Origin of the sequence: Hassallia byssoidea VB512170, from assembly GCF_000817785.2 — a bacterium.
Lineage (GTDB): Bacteria > Cyanobacteriota > Cyanobacteriia > Cyanobacteriales > Nostocaceae > Hassallia > Hassallia carrinoi.
This window is the reverse complement of the sequence record NZ_JTCM02000057.1, coordinates 1-18,837: the sequence shown is the minus strand read 5'-3', so window position 1 is coordinate 18,837 and position 18,837 is coordinate 1. Positions and strand designations below refer to the sequence as shown.

At 42.9% G+C, this 18,837-nt stretch carries 14 protein-coding genes; 4 read left to right on the top strand and 10 right to left on the bottom strand.

The window, feature by feature from the left end:
- Positions 1-252: 252 nt before the first annotated feature.
- The 10 genes from PI95_RS21495 to PI95_RS21455 form a co-directional block, all read right to left on the bottom strand.
- The gene (locus PI95_RS21495) at positions 253-2,133 is read right to left on the bottom strand and encodes a globin domain-containing protein (RefSeq protein WP_039737586.1); all 1,881 of its coding nucleotides are present in this window, start codon (positions 2,131-2,133) and stop codon (positions 253-255) included.
- 81 nt (positions 2,134-2,214) lie between these two features.
- Positions 2,215-2,643 carry a globin family protein gene (locus tag PI95_RS35315; protein ID WP_039737587.1) on the bottom strand — a complete coding sequence of 143 codons (429 nt, stop codon included), beginning with the start codon at positions 2,641-2,643 and terminating at the stop codon, positions 2,215-2,217.
- Positions 2,644-2,773: 130 nt separating this feature from the next.
- Complete coding sequence (locus tag PI95_RS21490) at positions 2,774-3,091, bottom strand: hypothetical protein (protein ID WP_039737588.1); 318 nt, start codon at positions 3,089-3,091, stop codon at positions 2,774-2,776.
- Between the two features lie 117 nt (positions 3,092-3,208).
- The gene (locus PI95_RS21485; RefSeq protein ID WP_039737590.1) at positions 3,209-4,711 is read right to left on the bottom strand and encodes a mechanosensitive ion channel family protein; all 1,503 of its coding nucleotides are present in this window, start codon (positions 4,709-4,711) and stop codon (positions 3,209-3,211) included.
- A complete protein-coding gene (locus tag PI95_RS21480) occupies positions 4,704-6,848 on the bottom strand; it encodes an adenylate/guanylate cyclase domain-containing protein (protein ID WP_039737591.1) in 2,145 nt (714 codons plus the stop codon). The genes PI95_RS21485 and PI95_RS21480 overlap by 8 nt, the downstream gene beginning before the upstream one ends.
- Positions 6,849-6,913: 65 nt before the next feature.
- On the bottom strand, positions 6,914-8,551 hold the full coding sequence (locus PI95_RS21475; RefSeq protein WP_052324651.1) for an iron uptake porin: 1,638 nt from the start codon (positions 8,549-8,551) through the stop codon (positions 6,914-6,916).
- Positions 8,552-8,891: 340 nt separating this feature from the next.
- The gene (locus tag PI95_RS21470; protein WP_052324653.1) at positions 8,892-9,860 is read right to left on the bottom strand and encodes a mechanosensitive ion channel family protein; all 969 of its coding nucleotides are present in this window, start codon (positions 9,858-9,860) and stop codon (positions 8,892-8,894) included.
- A gap of 179 nt (positions 9,861-10,039) precedes the next feature.
- The gene (locus tag PI95_RS21465) at positions 10,040-10,807 is read right to left on the bottom strand and encodes a carbonic anhydrase (RefSeq protein WP_163519068.1); all 768 of its coding nucleotides are present in this window, start codon (positions 10,805-10,807) and stop codon (positions 10,040-10,042) included.
- A 143-nt stretch (positions 10,808-10,950) separates the two neighbouring features.
- Positions 10,951-12,960: a histidine phosphatase family protein gene (locus tag PI95_RS37240; RefSeq protein WP_039737593.1), complete on the bottom strand. Its 2,010-nt coding sequence runs from the start codon at positions 12,958-12,960 to the stop codon at positions 10,951-10,953.
- 113 nt (positions 12,961-13,073) lie between these two features.
- Entirely contained in the window at positions 13,074-13,334 is a 261-nt protein-coding gene (locus tag PI95_RS21455; RefSeq protein ID WP_039737595.1) for a hypothetical protein, read from the bottom strand.
- A 313-nt stretch (positions 13,335-13,647) separates the two neighbouring features.
- Between PI95_RS21455 and PI95_RS21450 the strand changes: the two genes are divergently transcribed.
- The 4 genes from PI95_RS21450 (at position 13,648) to secA (ending at position 18,718) form a co-directional block, all read left to right on the top strand.
- Positions 13,648-14,571 (top strand): LysR family transcriptional regulator, encoded by a 924-nt coding sequence (locus tag PI95_RS21450; protein WP_052324654.1) that lies wholly within the window; start codon positions 13,648-13,650, stop codon positions 14,569-14,571.
- A gap of 255 nt (positions 14,572-14,826) precedes the next feature.
- The gene (locus PI95_RS21445) at positions 14,827-15,360 is read left to right on the top strand and encodes a cytochrome c (protein WP_039737598.1); all 534 of its coding nucleotides are present in this window, start codon (positions 14,827-14,829) and stop codon (positions 15,358-15,360) included.
- A 27-nt stretch (positions 15,361-15,387) separates the two neighbouring features.
- On the top strand, positions 15,388-15,690 hold the full coding sequence (locus PI95_RS21440) for a hypothetical protein (protein WP_163519067.1): 303 nt from the start codon (positions 15,388-15,390) through the stop codon (positions 15,688-15,690).
- 235 nt (positions 15,691-15,925) lie between these two features.
- Entirely contained in the window at positions 15,926-18,718 is a 2,793-nt protein-coding gene (gene secA, locus PI95_RS21435; RefSeq protein WP_039737600.1) for a preprotein translocase subunit SecA, read from the top strand.
- Positions 18,719-18,837: the final 119 nt, after the last annotated feature.

Sequence of the window (18,837 nt, the reverse complement as noted above, 5' to 3'; positions counted from 1 at the left end):
GAGATGTATCAATTGGCAATAGCTTTGCATAGGCTTTACAAATTACTGTGTTGAATAACTTAATTTGTATAAATAAACAAGGTAAATATCGCTTATTTATAAAAAGATATTTTTTACCAAAACTTATTTAGAATAATATTTAAGTACTGAAAAAATACTTAGATGTGCAGAATAAATAGAGCGATCTGCTGAAAGCAGCAGCGCTTCGGTATCGCGCTTAAAAAAACAAGTTCTCACCAACTATCAGACACGCTATTTTGAATCAAAGAGAGACTGATGTTTTGAACCATCAGGCATAATCGCACCTTCAATAAAAGCAGCACTCAGTTCATAATTGCTGACTTTAGCACCTTTTAAATTTGCACCAGTTAGGTAAGTACCTTCTAAGTTAGCACCGCTCAAAGTAGCATTTTTCAAATTCGCACCGCTCATATTCGCATTACTCAAGTCGGCACAAATTAGGTTTGCGCTACTGAGGTTGGCACTACTGAGATTAGCCTTATTTAAGTGAGCAAAACTCAGCTTGGCATGACTGAGATTAGCACCAGAAAGTTTAGCCTGACTCAGGTTAGCATTATCGAGGTTAGCGTTGCTCAGATTAGCATTACTGAGGTCGCTTTCACTTAAATTTGCTGCACTCAGATTAGCTTTGGGGAGATTAATATCTACTAACTCTGCACCCACAGCATCCAAACCTCTAAGAGAAACATTATCCTCATTTAAATCTTGGAGTGCTAGAATTCTGGCATAGCTAACTTTTACACCGTGCGCTGCGTCGATGATACTCCAAGCTTGGTAGTGAAATTGTTTTCTGCGATCGGGAGCTTCTTTAATCACTAGAACTAAGGCAACTACGAGACTAATAGTATCAGCAGCACCCAGAGCCTTTCCCAGCACAGAATTTTCATCGATGCTCACAAAAAATATTGTGAAGATGACGGCTGAAACAGTAGCGACTAACCATGCTGGTGATATCCAGAAAGTATCGATCGCTTTACGCGGAATTTGTTTGAGGATTTCAGCCCACTGCCCAACTGATAATTTTGGTTGAAATTGCTGATATTTGTCGCTGATTTTCGCTCTGATTTTTTGGAGAATTTCACCATCTAACTGAATCGATATTAAAGGCTTTTTCTGTTGCTCTACTTCCGGCTTAAATGGCTTAGATTCCTTTAATTGTCTTGGCTTTTCTTTGGTTGCTGCTTTTTCATCTGAGATAACTTTTGGTGAAGATTCTGCACTAGCACCTTTTAACATCAAAGCAGTAATCGCTGTGTAAGCATCTTTCCACGCTTTGCTTACTTGAGGAGTCCAATCTTCTTGGAGATACTGCTCAAAAGACATCAGCAGTGCTTCTCCAACTGGGCGGTAATTTTTGGCAGTTGCTCCATATCCGATGTGTCTTTTTCCTAAAGCGTTGAGAACAGACTCTAAAGCCTCCGGATTGCGGAGATTTTCTACTACTAAAACCAGAGCATTAAGCAGCTTTTTCTCTTGCTTTGCCATATCAGTTGTGGCAAACAGCGGTTTCAGCTCTGGGTAAAGTGTAAACAGGTGTTCGTAGAAGCTAGCTGCAAATTCATCAGCGCGAGGTTTAATTTTATCGAAACTGCTTTCGAGTAACTCTACGGGTAACTCCTGAGGCTCTTTTTCTGGGACTGACTCTAGTTGAGATTCTACTTTTTTCTCTGGTATTTTCGATAATTGAACTTCTTTTGGTACAGATTCTGCACCAGCACCTTTTAACATCAAAGCGGTAATCGCTCTGTAAGCATCTACCCACGCTTGCTTTACTTCGGGTGTCCAATCTTGTTGGAGATACTGCTCAAAAGACATCAGCAGTGCTTCTCCAACTGGTCCATAATATTTGGCAATTGCTCCATATCCAACGTGTCTTGCTCCTAGAGCGTTGAGAACAGGCTCTAAAGCCTCGGCATTGCGGAGATTTTCTACTACTAAAACCAGAGCATTAAGCAGCTTTTTCTGTTGCTTTGCCATATCGGTTGTGGCAAACAGCGGTTTCAGCTCTGGGTAAAGTGTAAACAGGTGTTCGTAAAAACTAGCTGTAAATTCATCAGCGCGGGGTTTAATTTTCTCGAAACTTTGCTCTAAAAGTTCAATATTTAAAGACATATTTCTTGCCTGACTTAAAAGCTGAAACTACCCTGTATAAACACAGGGCTTTCTGGATTTACCAGCGCTTACTAATGCTTTTTACACAGTTAAGAGTGCATAATCTTCTCCTGCACCTTTTAACATCAAAGCAGTAATTGCTGTTAAGGCATCGACCCAGGCTTGCTTTACCTCAGGAGTCCAATCTTGATGGAGATACTGCTCAAAAGTCGTCAACAATGCTTCTCCAACTGCGGGGTAATGTTCGGGAATTGTCCCATATCCAACGTGTTTGGCTCCTAAAGTTTTGAGAGCTGACCCTAAAACCTCTGGTTTACGGAGATTTTGTATCACTAAGACCAGAGCAGCTATGAGATGTTTCCGTTGTTCTACCATGTTAGTGTGGGCAAACAGCGGTTTTACTTCCGGGTGAGTTGCAAACAGGTTTTCGTAGAAGCTAGCTACGAAATCATTAGCGCGAGGTTTGATTTGCTCGAAACTTTGTTCTAAAAGTTCAACATTTAAAGACATAATTTTGTTCCTCTGTTGAAAGTTGACGATCGCTTGTCTAAAGACAGGGTTTTTTAACTATCCGGTGATGATGAATGCTTTCGATATGTTTTGAAACTGAGAGTTTCTTTGCTTCAGCCACAGCTTGATATTACAAATTCAAAGAATCCAATTCTTGCCCGATCTTAGCCATAAATTCTGCTGCATCTTTTATACCCATCTCTCCCAAAGCTTTCCACTCCTCACTACTGTAATCTAAATCAAGTCCCATCACGTCTTGAGTCCAATAAGGCAAATTTGATGGGTTTTCCATTAGTTCACAGGTTATCTTCAAGATTTCTGTTCCTGAAGTATTAACTCTTGCCTTTGTCGCCAAACAAAAGGAAAGTAATTTTGCTAAATTGCTTTCTGGTGGAATCGATATCAGAAAAGCCATATTTTGTGCCAGGACGAATTTATCTAACTTCATTGGTATCCCTTCCTCACAAGTTCTTTATTAGTTAACTGGACAATACTTTCAATGTTACGCATATTTCAATCTTTTTAATATGGGGTTCCCTTTCTTCTGACTTCATTTGATATCAATTTACTTCCAATTCCTAATAGTTTCAACCTCAGCATTGGACGAAACATCTGTTTGTTGAGCCATACTTACCGCTTTGCTTCGCGCTTCGATAATTTTACCTATCTCACGTCCCAAGCTTGGTTGACGTGAAATCATCGTATTTACAGAATCTGAGTACATGACAAGAACTTGCAAATCGTCAACTGCTTTGATTGATACCGGACTTGGTTCCCCAGTAAACAGTGCCATCTCGCCAAAGAACTCACCACGCAAGATAGTCATTACCTCCAATTCCTTGCCAAACTCGTTGGTGACGGTGACTAGAGCCTGACCCGCAATGATAATATACAAAGCATTACCAGGCTCGCCCTGCCGGATAACTTTCTCGCCCGCACCGAACTGTTGTACAATAGTTCCCTTCGCTAAGTCATCCAAATTTTTCTGCTCTCTAGTTAAAGGCATAAATCCGGGAATTGAGTGCAACTGACTTAACTTACTTGCAGCGCTATCTGCCTTATCAGCAGTTTCCACAGCATACTCGTATCGGTAGCGATATAGCGTCAGGTTGTTTCGCTGCGCTGCGTACCAGATTCGCGTCATAAATCTATCAAGTATCTGCTCCATATCCTCAAAATTTTCGATAAAGAACTCCACTTCATAGATAATTGCCGTCTCATCATAGGATGTGGTTTTGCTCTCTGGTTCGGGTTGAGCTAATATGCCCTGTGTAGCCAAAGCTGTACTTTGTAGTACCTGCTTCACGACGTTAGGGGGGCTATCGTAGGAGAAGCCAATATTGATGCGTTGGTTATAAATGCGTTCTGGTTGGCTGTAATTATGGATTATTTCTTTGCCAATGAATTGATGGGGAACGATAATTATCTGGCGCTGGAGAGTTAGCAAGCGAACAGATCGCCAATTAATATCAATTACTTGCCCTTCAATGATTTGGTCTTCGCTATTGCCAACGCGCAACCAATCACCCACGCTGAAGGGGCGTTCCAGAAGCAGCGCAATCCCAGACATGATGCTACCCAATGTGTCCTGAAGCGCCAAACCAATCACAATCGAGCTAACGCCCAATCCCGTAGCCAGACCCGCCAAATCTGCACCCCACACCGCCGCCAGCACGATCGCACTACCTACTAGCACCAAAAACAACCTCGAAAGGTCGATCAGCAGTTTGGGCATCCTTGCCCGCCATGTATTCGCCTCCGCTTCTTCAAACAAAATTACATTAAATAGCGAGAGAGAAGCGTAGATAACAGATATCCAAAACAGCGTTTCAACGAGCTTGGCAAAATTCCCGTTTACGTCAACTTTTAAGACATTCCTGATTAAAAGCATCAGCATTAACACGGGCAAAACGAGGTTTTTCACAACCCGCAGAGTAGCCGCCAGCGGTCTACCGCGCCTTTTTAGATGATAAATAATTTCTCCTAGTAAAACTACCAGGAGTGGGAACCCTAATCCGACAATTACCGCCCAAGTATGCCAGTTGTTTGAAAAGCTGAAATTATTCATATTCTTCTTCTTGAACACTTACTTGAAGCTGAGAACTTTTGAGTTGCCAACCCACTAGCTTTTCTTTTCCAGGTTCTTGAATTTCACCAAAGAATTCAAAATCGTAGATATCGCGCAGGCGATCGCATATATTTTGAGAAACTAAAATTCCTCCTACCGGACAAGCAGACTTCAACCGATTGGCAATATTTACAGTATCCCCCCAAACGTCGTAGAGCAATTTATTTTTGCCAATCACACCTGCAACCACATCTCCGGAATTGATGCCGATTTCCACATCTAAATGCAAGCCTTTTTCATAATTAAATCGGCGGACAAACGCCTGCATTTCCAAAGCAAAATCTACCGTGCGTTTATCATGATCCAAACGCGGCACACTCAACCCGCATACAGCCATGTAACCGTCACCAATAGTTTTAATTTTCTCCAAACCGTATTTATCTGTCATTTCATCGAAGTTAGTTACTAGTTCATTCAGCAGGGCAACAACTTCTTGAGCAGACATCGTTTGAGAAAGCCTGGTGAATCGGTGGAGGTCGGAAAACAAAACCGAGACATTAGAAATCTGATCGGCAATTTCTCTCTCTCCGTCTTTAAGGCGTTTAGCGATCGCGGGACTAAATATACTTAAGACTAATGCTTCATTAGAGCGATTTTGGCGATCGATGAGTTGAGTTTCGGCGCGAAGGCTGTCTATCGTTTGGTTAAATGATTTAGCCAACTCTCCAAATTCATCTTGCGAACCGGATTTCACAACCGCGTCAAATTCTCCGGCTCCCACCTTGCGAGCGCTTTTGATTAAAGTATTGATTGGTTTGACAAAAATTGCGGTCAGCCACATGGCAACAAGCGTGATTAGGGCAATGATTAAAGTAGCCCCAATCAAAACTGTTTTTTCAAACGAATGAATTGGGGCATAAGCTTCAGAAACATCTATCTCCGCCAAGATAGCCCACCTCAATCCTTCAATATCTAGTGGAGCATAAGAACTTAAAACTGGAATATTACGATAATCATCGATTACCTGCGTGCCCTGTTTGCCAAACAACGCTTCTTTTACTGCTTTTGTTTGTACTTGTTGTAAAAGAATTGTAGTATTAAACTCTTTGATTTTGTTGATGGTCTTTTCATCAGTACCGATAGAACGGAGAGTTTTTGCATGACCTTTTGGGTCTTCAATTTGGAAACGAGACGCAGAACGCATGAGATAATCTGACCCGACTAGATAAGTTTCTCCTGAATTGCCCAGACCATTTTGTTTCCACTGTTTGTTACCAGTCATCACATTGTTAATTTTGTCAACCGGAAGCTGGAACGCCAAAATACCAATGAATTGGGAGTTGTTAAAGATTGGGGTAGCGATAAAAGCGGCAGGCGCACTCCCAGAAGGGCTGTACGGTTTAAAATCTACTATTTTCACGTAGCCTTTTCCGTTTGCTTGTCGTGCGGCGGCGATCGCTTCTGCTAAGTTACTCTCTTTGTAGGGTCCGTTAGTGAAGTTTGTGGTAAAATCGGTTTCTTTAAAAACTGTGTAGACAACGGTTCCTGCGGGTTCGATTAAAAACATATCGTAGTAACCGTATTTTTGCACTATATTGCGAAAAATCGGGTGGTAGCGGGCGTGAACGCGGCTGTAGTCACTGCGATCGCCTGGGTCGTCAAGGAGAAGTTTTTTACCAACGGGGTTGGGGTTAGCGACGGTGTAGTAGTATTGTAGGTAACGGGCAGGAACTGTTTTTGGCGTGTAAGATGCGACAACGGGCGAACCCTCGCTAGTTCGCGCCAGTTTGGGGAGAAATTGTGTTTGGTAGTAGGTATCAATTTTTTTGTCAAAATCCGCTGGTACTGTTGATTTTTCCAGTTCGCGGTAAGTTGTCTGAAACTCCTGCATCGCGCCAAGCACTGTCAGGTCTTCGCTTAAAGTTTGGCTATGGATGTAAAGGTTTTCAAAATAATCTTCGATTTGATAAGTTTTGGCGGAACGCAGGCTGGTTAATTGATTGAAGACCCTTTCCGTCAGAAGAGACCTACCAGCAGTAGAGCATGTAAAGGTGCTTGCCAGCATAGTGCAAAGGCTGATTACCAGCAACATGACTATAAGTTTTGTTTTTATACTTAATTGATTAAGTATTTGCATATAAATTTTATTGATATTCTTTGTGTTATTTCTGGACTTTAGACATTTGGATATATTGTATTTGGTTAAAAAGAAAAGACTGTTCTTAGCGTCCCTGTCATAATAGTGCCGTTAGTATTTTGATTGGCAGCATTGGTAATCACTTGAATTAGAGGTGTCACCCGAATACGATCGTTAATCGGGAGGTTATAAAATGCTTCAAAGTTAGTTTGAGTAGCGTTGCCAATATTACCTTCAATAAAGGGCTGACCGGCTGCAATACCGGCTATTGCTCCCGGCTTCAATAAGTCTCGGAATGCAACACCCGCCATCCAGTATTGAGGATTGAGATCGCCGAAGGTAGTGTTACTGTAATCACCGTAGCCATAACGACCAAAAACCGCCAACTTATCTGAAAGTGCCAATTCAAAATTAACCCCAAATACATCAAAGCGGTTACTCAACATTTGCCCCCCAGTGTACTGGAGGCGTAGAGCAAAAGCTTTGTCAGGAGCATATTCAAATTCAACTATACCTTGGTAAGTATCACCGAATAAACCGCGATCGCCTGCATTGTTAGAGTAAAGCAGTGGAATAAACGTGGATAAACCTCTAATTTGCCCTTGATTGCGAGGATTTTGTGCATCTGCTGCTGCGTAAACAGCACGTATCCTAAAAGGTGTGGCTTTAGGTTTCCAATCAAGTGCTGCTCCAGTACTCGGTCCATTGATAGGCAAGAGAATAAAGTTGTTGATAAATGCTTGGGTGGCAAAGTCTCGGAAATTGAGATTGGCGTGACTGTTGCGATCCACATAGTCTGTAGTACGAATATTAGAACCAAAAGAGACTGTAAAATCTTGAATTGGATGGAAAGTGTAATACAGCCTACCTACGCCAATATTGCCATCGCTAGGTGGTTTCACTGAAAAGTCTAAAACACTGCCAAAAAAAGGCTCTAAAACCCCAGCCGCGTTATCACGACTACCGTTGCTGCCAGTCTCAAGACGAATTTTTAGGCGATCGCTACCATGAAAACTGGTGTCTAAATCCAAGACAACACGGTAAAGGCTGGCAATATTTGGGTCGTTAAGAGCGATCTCTGCACCTGTGGGGCTGACAATGCGATCGCCCTTGGCGGCTCCTAAAGGAGCATCGCGAAGCGGGCGCCCTGCGCCATCGCCCTCAAATGCTCCTCCATTTACTGCAAAGATGACTTGACCTGATAGCTTTGTAGTTGTAGAAAACTGATTGGCTTCTAGCTGAGTAGTGCGAGCTTCCAGAGTATCTATTCTGACTCGCAAAGTTGTCAATTCTTCAGCGAACTCTTCTTGTAGTTTTTGTACTATAAATAAATCCTCTTGAGTTAGTTGGTCGGCAAGTTTAGTTGCCATCAGTTCGTTGAGGCGATTCAAGCAAGAATTTAAAATATCTGTAAATTCATAACGAGTTAAAGCACGGCTACCACGAAAAGTGCTATCTGAATAACCTGTAATACACCTATGTCGCTCAATTAAAGATTGCAGTGCTTGAAATGCCCAATCTGTTGGTTGCACATCAGTCAATTGATCAACACTGGTTACTTGGTTGAGAGTAGGCATTTCAGCAATAGTAGAATCTGGGAATTGATCTGATAGCGTCAACTGCTCGGCAAGTACGGGAGTAACTTGGAAGAAGTGGAAAAGGTATAAGCTGATGACAATCTGCCAAGGTCTGCTGAAACTCATATTTATGTTGTGTGCAGAAAAGCGAAAATACTTGAGAAAAGTTAGATTCAAGGCAGGTTTTGGATTGAAAGTGGGCGTTGCTGCAAAAGGTAAAAGAAAGAAGGCTCTTCACTTTTTACCTATTAATGGGAGCGTAATCATAAATATTTTGAGCTTCTCCAAGGTTAGTTTGGAGTTGCACCGGATAATAAGAGAATTGATTAATCTGCTCTTTCTCCAGTAAAGTCAGTATCGCTAGGTTTACTTTTTCGATGGTATCAAAGTATAATTGGGAATTACCATTAGTATTAGCAAAAACCCGAATTTTAATCACACGAGAATTTTGATTTAGTTCGCTAAACTAAATAAAAAACTTTTCCGTCAAGATATCAATTGACTTGGGAATTTCTCGAAGACCAATACAAAATTTTTCGGTTTTTTCTGCTGAAATACCATCAATTTTTAGGGTTAAGTTGATACCTATTGAATTATCATTTCCTATCGGTTGGAACCAATTTTCCACTACTCCATTAATCATTTTAGAATTCGGCACTTTTTGGATAGTGTTTCTGGTCAGTATACGAAGGGTTGTACTTCGCAGTCCAACATTTTCCACTTTAATTAAACCCTCTACTCCATGCATCGTCACTTGGTCGCCGGGTCGAAACAGATTATCTACGTAGATAATGATGGTACAACACAAGTCATAGAACAGGTCTTTCAATAACAAACCGATCGCAACACCCGCTCCACCAATCAACCCGATGAGTGCGCCTGCTGATGCACCCAAAAACACCTCACTTGCTTTGAGCAAGATAATAGCGATCGCCAGCACCTGAAACAATTTCGGCAGATAAGGCACGAGCAAATCGTCTAACTCGGTTTCACTTTTCAGCGCCAATTGTTTCAGCACCTCTCCCAACACAGGAGCGGCACGGTAAACTATAAAGGCGAAGGTAGCGTAAGCACCAAACCTAAGAATCCCTTCTACTTTTTCGTTCAATTCTGTTCCGAAATTTTCTGCCAGAATTAGCTGCACTATCCACAGTCCACCGATAACAATCAGCCAGTTTAAAGGTTGCTTGATAATCTCGACTAACTCATCGTCAAAGGTGGTTTGCGTTTTGCTAGTCAGACGCTCGATTCTACGAATGATAATTTCGGAGAAAACTTGTTTTAACGCTAGGGTAAGTGTGAGGACAATGACGACAAAAACTATTTTGAACAGCGGTATCGGTGTGTTGACGATAGAGATGTCTGCACTAAAAATGAGCTTCCAAAAATCAGAACCAGTAAGAGCTGCTATGAATGATATTGCAAAAATTTTCATGGTTATCTAATTTGATACTTACACAACGTTGCAGTTTATTCTCTTTCAACTCCCTTGACTTGCTTGTTAGAAATCGGGGATTGTTTCGTCGCTTGGTGTAGGGACAATTCATGAATTGTCCCTACAAATACGTTTATTCTCTTTCAACTACCTTGACTTGCTTCTTAAAAATCGGGTCTTCAAGAACGCAATACAAAGCGATTGTTTAGCGGTTGCACAGGTCTGGCATCAATAGATATTAAGTCGGCAAATCGCTGAATCTGATTTTGTGAGATTTCGATAGGCTGCTGCATCACAATCCAGTTCACTCCTTGGGAGCAGGGTGGCGTCGTCAGAGAGCCAAAGTAGCGGTAAATTTTTCGGTCTTTTGGTAAAAATTGCTCTGCATTTACCTTCACTGTCTTCACTACTTGCTCTGGTTGATTGCTACTTGGGAATGCGTCCCAGATCGGTTGCAGGGCAGCATTGTGTTGTCCCTGCTTCAATAACACTCCAATCACAGCTAGCGCACCAGCCTCGCTGCGATGCACTAGATGCAATTCCATGTCAAATAATTTTTTATCAATGGTGTGTTCGCTGGGGTCGTGGAAGTGAAATTGCACCAGGTTAAAGGTCTGACCGTCTAGCTTAATTGAGCTTCCCGGTTCATAGTTCACTTGGATGGTATGACCGTTATTGACGATGCGTAGAGGACTTTCCTTATAATCAATTTCAATTGGTGACAGTTGGGCTGGGACTGCTCCGTGCAAATCAATTGGCGATTGCCGGATTCCCGTTTTGCACAGTTGAAATTCGGGAGACAGGTTCCCCCAATTCTGGGCACCGCTTTCTCCGATATAGCCCCAGTGAACTTGTCCAACAGCAGACACTCTTGATGGGAAACTGACACCCAACGAAATTTCCAGCGTCCCAAATCCAAAGAGTTTAAGTAAGGTTCGTCTATCCATTATTGTTTGCAGTTCGCGTTTTGTGATGGGAGAAAAAGTTGGAGGATGAGGGCAGGGCAAAACGATAAGTTATGATTCCGTGGATGCACTAACCAAGGGTTTTGTCAAGACTAATTAAGATGCGTTTACTCTGCCTCGCTTGATTATGTTGTTACTGGGGATGCAGCAGCAGAGACAACGTTAAGGTTAGCAACTAACCCGTAGGTTGATACATACTCTTCTAACTCTTGCAAATCAACCGTCCCATTTTTATCGGAGTCAAGAGTGGCAAAAAGATAATCAGTTACGTACCTCCTAACATCTTCAGAGGAGCGTTCACCTGTTGTCATATCTTCTATTCGCCCTAAAAGCTCCATAATTTCGTCTTTATCGAGTGCATTGCTTCCATCTGTATCCAATTGATGAAAAAGTTTTCTCACATCTTCTGTTGCCATTCTCGAAGAACGCAGTGTTTCGCGCAATAATTCATTACCAAATGAATTCATAAACAATATCTGCTCGACCAGTGGTATGCAGAAAAATCCTAATGCTGCCCAAAAAATTGCATAACTTACAGCTTCTGGATTTGCAGTTGCACTAACTCCGAGGAAAAGAGCTGCCCAAAGGAAAAAGTTTGGATTAACAAGCAGGATATAAGCATCCCTCGCTTCTGCCTTGATCAGCTTGTCTTTTGTAAACACTGAAGTTAATACAGCAAAGACGCGCATTAAGATAAAGACTAATGTTGCCACTGCCAATTGTTGCAGACAAGCTAGAGAGCGGTTTGCATCTGTTGAGTAAAATAAGTCTGAGATAAATGTTGATGGAGTAAACTGAAAGCCAGTTGCTAAAGCCATGAATGCAACCGCCAGCACTCCAATAAATTTCCAATTCTTACTGTGGTGATTTGATTCAACAGGAGATTTGTCACGCCAAAACTGGGCTAAAGCTCCCGGTATTGCCAAACCAACAATTAGAATGACACCGAAAAATATCAGGCTCGAAGAGTTAATTGGTAATTGTTTTGCCAAGCCAAATGTCACAATCAGTGCCACTGGAGCGATAATTGATAATGTCCTTGATAAGATAGCCGACGGATAAAGATTACCGCCCCAAAGTACCGATAAAACTGGGGAAGTAAGGGCGGGTGGCACCATCCAAAAAAGCACCCACATAACTTTGTACAAATCGCCGGGACTTTGATACAAAATTCCCGAAAATATTAAAGCTAGCCCAACTACCCATCTCGCCAACATCCACGCATAAACTATATACTTCACAGTTGGAGTTACTTTGCGTTTACTGGCTGCAAAGTCAATGTCTAGGTAAGTATAAAACGTTGAAGCCGCCAGACAGACAACGATTATCGCTCGAAATAATTCTGAGGGAATTCCGACCGCAGAAGCGCTGACTGCCCTTACCAAGCTTCCCAGTAAGAAAGCAGCAGCATACAGCAAAATTGCCCACATAATTGACAGATCGTTGATCTGTTTACGCACCGAAGCTGCACCGCCAGATTCTTTGCCGCGAAACTTGACTAACTCCTCACCGCTGAGAGCTTTACCATTGGGGAGTTTCAGATGTTTATAATCAGTCGGTGGTAAATCGCTTAAATAAAGTGCTAAAGGCTCTAATACATATTGGTGGCAGACTACTAAAACAGTTTCGCCCCGTTTTAAGTGCGGTACAACCCGCTCTTCGTAGAAAGAAGCAGCGCGTCCGTAAACTTGGGCAATCTTCTCGCCTGCTGGAGGTGCTTCGTTATGGGAATGCAACATTTCCTCGAAACCTTCGTAGCCCAAAGCAAGACGCAGCAAATTCAGGTTACGTCCCGCAAAAATGCCAAAGGATTTCTCGCTAATTCGATGGTCGATTTGAACAGGGATATCGGGCGACTTCAGCGCTTGACTTTCAGCAAGAGCGATTTCACAAGTTTGTCGCGCCCGTCTCATGTGAGAAACATATACTGCATCAAACTTCACGCCTTTTTTCTTAATATCAACACCTGCACGGCGTGCCTGCAACCTCCCAAATGCGGTCAGGTCAACATCTAATACCCCGGCAAAAATGTTACGTTCGTTACTGGTGCTTTCACCATGCCGAATAAAGTATGCACGTCCGGGATAATCATCCTTCTGTGCAGCAGACACGCTGGTATTATCAGTTTTTACCACGATTGTTAATAGATAGTTTGAAATCTGACTCTGTTAAAGTACAATAATACTAAGTAACCAATTTATCAATAGGTTTTTCAGTAAAGTTTTGAGAAGTTTAATTTAAAAGTTTCTTAAAATTGCCGCTTCAACATAGTAGTAAAAACTGTCTGCACCTGCATCACAATCAGCTTTGGAAAGTATTGCATAATAACTGACTGCGACCCTGGCAATATAAGTCGCAAGTGCGATGTATCATACATATTTTTTGGCTCGGCAAGTGCTTGAAGTTGGTATATTATCCACACAAAAGCACCCGCTCCAATTAGCATCATTGGATTAATTGTAATTCGTACCAGTCCCGGAGAAATTTGACCTAATAATTCATAATTCATTGGTATTTGCAAACACGCTGTTTTTTAATTGGGCGGTCAGGCAATTTTGGATTTTAGATTTTGGATTTTGGATTAACCCCACGGATAAATTCGGGGGCTTGGGAATTTTAGATTTTGCAACCATCGATTAATTCCACGGATAAACTGTTCGGTTGTACCATCAAGGAGAAATCAGTCAACAATTACCTGGATTCAAGCTCCCACTGATTGAAATTACCAATTATTTTGACTTTTTCTGCAATCATTTAAAAACATAAGATGTATGTTAGAGAATTTACTATGCTTTGTCAAATGCATGATATGAATGATACATATGCATAAAATAGATTTATTAACATTGGATTTTAATCTGCTACTGGTGTTATCTGCCTTGCTCGAAGAGCGTAACGTCACGAATGCTGGAGAAAAAATTGGTTTGAGTCAATCCGCTACCAGTCATGCGCTTGGGCGATTGCGTCAAGTGTTCAACGATCCACTGCTAGTGCGCTCTGCCAAAGGCATGACTCCTACACCACGCGCTCTTGAGTTACTAGAGCCATTACAAAAAATTTTGTTAAATATTGAGCAGTTAATTCAACCAACCGTTTTTGATCCAAAAACAGCACAAGGCACGATTCGATTAGGTGCGTCAGATTATGCAACCGCCGTGATTCTTCCTTCAGTTTTAAATCAAATTTCCAGGGCAGCTCCTCAACTGAATTTAGAATGCAATAATTGGCGTTCTGACATATTAGATGACTTGCGAAATGGAGTGATCGATCTAGGTTTAGGAGTTCTAAATCTACCGGAAACTGAGGAATTTAAATCCCAAAAGTTACTTGTAGAAGATTATCTGTGCGTCATTCGCGCCGATCATCCGATCGCTCAAACAAATTTTACACTTGAATCTTACATTGCTTTGCCACACGGGTTCATCACGCCTGCAAACATAGTTCCGAGTCCAACTAAAACCCATGTGGATAATGTGTTGTCAAATTTAGGCGTAAAACGTCGAGTGATGTTGAAGATACCGCATTTTCTCTCGGTTCCTCTGATTGTGCAACAGACCGATCTGATTTTTACCTTGCCTCGTCGAATTGCCATGCTGTTTGCTAAATATACAAACCTGGCTGTGCTTGAACCACCGATTGAACTTGGTAATTACAACTATATACAGGTTTGGCATGAGCGTTGCCATTACGATCCGCAACACATTTGGCTACGTGAGTTAGTCGCGTCTCAAACTCAGCAACTGTGAAAACAAGAAGCAAAAATCTTTAACAAGATTAATTTGATAAGTAATTCAACCTAAATAAACTAAAAATAGGGGGGGACCCCCCTATAATGGCATTTTATGTTTAATTTAGTTGACTTATTTAACCAGATTAATTTGATAACACGACAAATAAATTGTTATCCGGCAATATTTAAGCAAAGTCAGAAACACCACAAGCGCAGCATAAGTCCTATGATTAGCTCAAGCGCCACATTCAAATATCTGTGAGTCAGAGCAATGTCAAATCTCGTGAAGCGCAAATCCCGCCCAACAAAACGAAAAACTATCGGTTTAATGGTGATAATTTTAGCGTGGAGTCTGGCTATGGGCTGGCTTCTTTTTTTGGCAACTAACGTCCAAGGTGCTACAAACACGTCAGAAGTGGGCACGGTTGACGTAGTGCCAGCACAATATCAGTTAGGACAACAACTATATTTAGAAAACTGCTCTACTTGTCACATTGCCCTTTCCCCGGCTGTTTTTCCCACCCAAACCTGGAAAAACCTTCTGCAAGATTCGCAGCACTACGGCGTACAACTCAAACCTTTAGTCGATCCACCGCGCATCCTGGTATGGAGATATTTGTCAACTTTTTCCCGTTCCCACCTCAAAGAAGAACCAACACCGTATCGCCTCAGCGATTCGCGCTATTTTAAAGCTTTGCATCCCAAAGTGCAACTACCACGCCCAGTGCAAGTAGGTAGCTGTGTCAGCTGTCATCCCAGCGCTAGTGACTTCAACTTTCGCAGCCTGACTTCAGAGTGGAAGTAGGAGGAGTGGGGGAGTGGGGAGTGGGGAGTGGGGAGTGGGGGACAAGGGGGACAAAAAGACAAGGAGACAAGGAGACAAGGGGGACAAGGGGAGCCAGCGCGTTGCGGAGGTCTCCTCCGTTGTAGCGACTGGCGTGGACAAGGGGGACAAGGAGACAAAAAGACAAGGAGAATAATTCTTCTTTCCCCCCATCTCCCCATCTCCCCATCTCCCCATCCCCCCATCTCCCCATCCCCCCATCCCCCCCTCTCCCCATCCCCCCCTCCCCCCATCCCCCCCTCCTCCACTCCGCAAGTAGGGCGATCGCTACAGTCGCATGGTTGGCTATAACCTTCGAGTGCTGAAGGCAAAATGATACTATGAAATAAGTTTCAAATTATAAGATATGAGTTAAACCAATCGTTAAGTAGACTGATTGGCTCGACAAGCGACTAGGTTTTTGAGTTAATTCTCCTGCTTCAACCGATCGACCTTGCGCTCTCACGGCTCGGTTGGGTTAAATGCTTATAATAAATGCCAAACCTTTAATCTCCATCCCCTCTTGATTTAGTTGAAAACAAACGCCATGCTAAAAACTTTGTTGGGCGATCCCAACGCTCGTAAGCTGAAAAAATACCAACCTTACATTACTGAAGTTAACCTTCTAGAAGAAGAAGTTAAAGCTCTTTCTGATGAACAGTTAAAGGGTAAAACAGCAGAGTTTCAACAACGACTCGCTAAAGGTGAAACTACAGATGATATTTTGCCCGAAGCTTATGCTGTTGTCCGGGAAGCAGCAAGACGTGTTTTAGGGTTGCGACATTTTGATGTGCAACTCTTAGGTGGTGCTATCCTGCATTCAGGGCAAATTGCCGAAATGAAAACCGGGGAGGGCAAAACCCTGGTTGCGACTTTGCCAAGTTATTTAAATGCTTTAAGCGGTAAAGGTGTACATGTTATCACCGTAAACGATTACCTGGCTCGTCGAGACGCAGAATGGATGGGACAGGTGCATCGCTTTTTGGGGTTGAGTGTGGGGCTAATTCAAGCAAATATGACTCCCGCCGAACGTCAAAAAAACTACAACTGCGATATCACTTATGTGACTAACAGCGAGGTAGGTTTTGACTATCTGCGTGATAACATGGCAACATCAATGGCAGATGTTGTGCAACGTCCCTTTAATTACTGCGTAATTGACGAAGTAGACTCAATTCTAATTGATGAAGCGCGGACACCGCTAATTATTTCCGGGCAGGTAGAAAGACCTACAGAAAAATATTTGCAAGCTGCGGAAATTTCACTTACTCTGAAAAAAGATGAGCATTACGAGGTCGATGAAAAAGCGCGTAACGTGCTGTTGACCGATGAAGGCTTTGCTCAAGCGGAAAATCTTTTGGAAGTAAGAGATTTATTCGACCCGGAAGATCCGTGGGCACACTTTGTTTTCAATGCGATTAAAGCGAAAGAACTTTTCCTCAAGGATGTAAATTATATCGTCCGCAATGGGGAAGTGGTAATTGTCGATGAATTTACCGGTCGGGTGTTACCAGGACGACGTTGGAGTGACGGACTACACCAAGCAATTGAAGCTAAAGAACACGTAGAAATTCAGCCGGAAACGCAAACTTTGGCGACGATTACTTATCAAAATTTGTTTTTGTTGTATCCCAAGTTGGGAGGAATGACCGGAACAGCAAAGACAGAAGAACCTGAGTTTGAAAAAATTTACAAACTGGAAGTAACGGTAACTCCGACCAACAGGAAAAGGCTGCGTCAAGACTTGTCTGATATGGTCTTTAAAACTGAGCCGGGTAAATGGCGGGCGATCGCTAACGAATGCGCCGAAATGCACCAAATCGGCAGACCTGTGCTGGTAGGAACCACAAGCGTAGAAAAATCAGAATATCTCAGCGGGCTTCTCAAGCAACAAAATATTCCCCACGAATTGCTCAACGCAAGACCAGAAAACGTCGAACGAGAGTCAGAAATTGTCGCCCAAGCCGGACGGAAAGGTGCTGTGACTATCGCCACCAACATGGCTGGTAGAGGTACTGACATTATTTTGGGTGGTAACTCTGAATATATGGCGCGTCTGAAGCTGCGGGAATACTTTATGCCCCGCATCGTCCAACCCGAAGACGAAGATACTTTTGGTGTCCACAGAGACGCGGGTTTGCCTACAGGCACTGGTGGTGGACAAGGTTTTGTCCCTGGTAAGAAGGTGAAAACTTGGAAGGCTTCGCCACAAGTATTCCCCATCCAACTGTCAAAAGAAACAGAACAACTGCTGAAACAAGCTGTACAAGTCGCGGTGCGGGAGTATGGTGAGCGCAGTTTACCCGAATTAGAAGCAGAAGAGAAAGTAGCTGTGGCGGCAGAAAAAGCGCCAATTGACGACGTAGTAATTCAAACTCTGCGCGAAGCTTATAACCGCGTCAAACACGAATACGAACAGTTTACAAGTCGCGAACACGAAGAAGTAGTGCAGTTAGGCGGTTTGCACGTAATTGGTACAGAACGCCACGAATCGCGACGAGTAGATAATCAGTTGCGCGGACGTGCAGGACGTCAAGGGGACCCTGGTTCGACAAGATTCTTCTTAAGTTTAGAAGATAACTTGATGCGGATTTTTGGAGGCGATCGCGTAGCCCGCTTAATGGAAGCCTTCAATGTTGAAGAGGATATGCCTATTGAGTCGAAGATGCTCACCAACAGTTTAGAAGGCGCTCAGAAAAAAGTCGAAACCTATTACTACGACATCCGCAAACAGGTGTTTGAGTACGACGAAGTGATGAACAATCAACGTCGTGCTATTTATGCCGAACGTCGTCGGGTGCTAGAAGGGCAAGACTTGAAAGAACAGGTAATCAAGTACGCCGAAAAAACGATGGATGAGATCGTTGACTATTATATCAACCCAGACTTGCCCTCAGAAGAGTGGGAATTAGAAAAGCTGGCTGAGAAAGTCAAAGAATTCGTCTATCTGCTGGAAGATTTGCAGCCAAATCAATTAGAGGAAATGACAATTGGCGAAATTAAATTTTTCCTTCACGAACAGGTGCGAATTGCCTACGACAACAAGGAAGCTCAAGTTGACCAAGTGCAGCCCGGACTAATGCGACAAGCTGAAAGGTTCTTTATCTTACAGCGAATTGATACCCTCTGGCGGGAACACTTACAACAAATGGATGCCTTGCGAGAATCTGTGGGACTGCGCGGCTACGGTCAAAAAGACCCGCTGATTGAGTACAAGAGCGAGGGATATGAACTTTTCTTGGATATGATGGTGAATATCCGCCGAGATGTGGTATACTCACTGTTCATGTTTCAACCGCAACCGCAACCAGTAGTTCAGACTCCATCAGAGATGGTTTGAAGTTAAGCGGTGAACTACCTACATTGTAGGGGAGCCAGTGCGTTGCGGTGAGTCAAGGCAGCGCGGTTGCCTGTACCGTCTATTCGTAGTGGCGAGGAGCGTTCGCGGAGCGTCTGGTG